The following is a 1,042-nucleotide window of genomic DNA, read 5'->3' on the forward strand; positions in this document are numbered from 1 at the left end:
CGTGCTGACCGGGGTTTTGTCCGCGACCAGGTTTTCGTAGTTGCCGCCGCTGACGTTGGTGATCGAGGTGGTCAGCGGTGCGTGGCCATTGAGCACGTCGTTCGGGGCAATAGCGTTGACCGTGCCGGTGGTTTTGCCGATGTCGATGGTGATCGATTGGCCGTTGGCCAACGTCACGATGACTGGAGTGCCGGTGACAGGAGCGCCGACAGTCGCGGTGTAAACCAGTGTCCCGCCCTCGGCCACGCTGTTGGTCGCGGTTAGGGTGACGGTCGAAGTGTCGATGGTGTCGGAGACGGTGGTTACTGCTGGGGCTGTGCTTGGCACCAGGTTTTCGAAGTTGCCACCGGTCGCGGTAGAAATCGTCGCCTCGACTTTACCGGCGTCTTTATAGACGTCATCGGCTGGCGCAGGAACGGTCACGGTGCCAGTGGTTTTGCCTGCATCGATGGTGATGACCGCACCATTGCTCAAGGTCACGGTCACCGGAGTGCCGGCCGCATTGGTCAAGGTCGCGGTGTAGACGATCGAACCGCCTTCAGCCACGGAATCAGTCGCGCTCAGGCTCAGGTTCGTGGTGTCTGGTGTGTCGGTAACCGAGGTCTCTGCCGGTTTGCCGTCAACGTCGAGCTTCTCGTAGTTGCCGCCCTTCGCATCATCAATCTTGACGCTCAGAGCCCCGCCGCCCGCCAACGCATCGTTAGGGGCCACGAAATTGACGCTGCCGCTGCTTGCGCCGACCGGGATGGTGATGGTCTGGCCGTTGGACAAGGTCACCACAACTGGCGAACCGGTCACCGGTGCACTGACGGACGCGGTGTAAACCACGGTGCCGCCTTCAGCGACGGTGGACGTTGCGGTCAGGTTGACCGTCGAAGTGTCGATGGTATCCGTTACATCGGTGACCGCTGGCGCTGGATCGGTGACCAGGTTTTCGAAGTTGCCGCCGGCTGCATCCTTGACGGTCACTTCGACTTTGCCGGCGTCTTTGTAGACATCATCGGCCGGTGCGGCGACGGTCACGGAACCGCTGGTGGCGCCA

At 61.7% G+C, this 1,042-nt stretch carries 1 protein-coding gene; it reads right to left on the reverse strand.

The genetic code is table 11. From position 1 onward, the window contains the following. On the reverse strand, window positions 1-1,042 hold a 1,042-nt coding region (locus HB680_RS32470; RefSeq protein ID WP_213942332.1), incomplete at both ends, for an immunoglobulin-like domain-containing protein.

Origin of the sequence: Pseudomonas sp. dw_612 (assembly GCF_018449725.1) — a bacterium.
In the GTDB taxonomy this organism is placed as follows: Bacteria; Pseudomonadota; Gammaproteobacteria; order Pseudomonadales; family Pseudomonadaceae; genus Aquipseudomonas.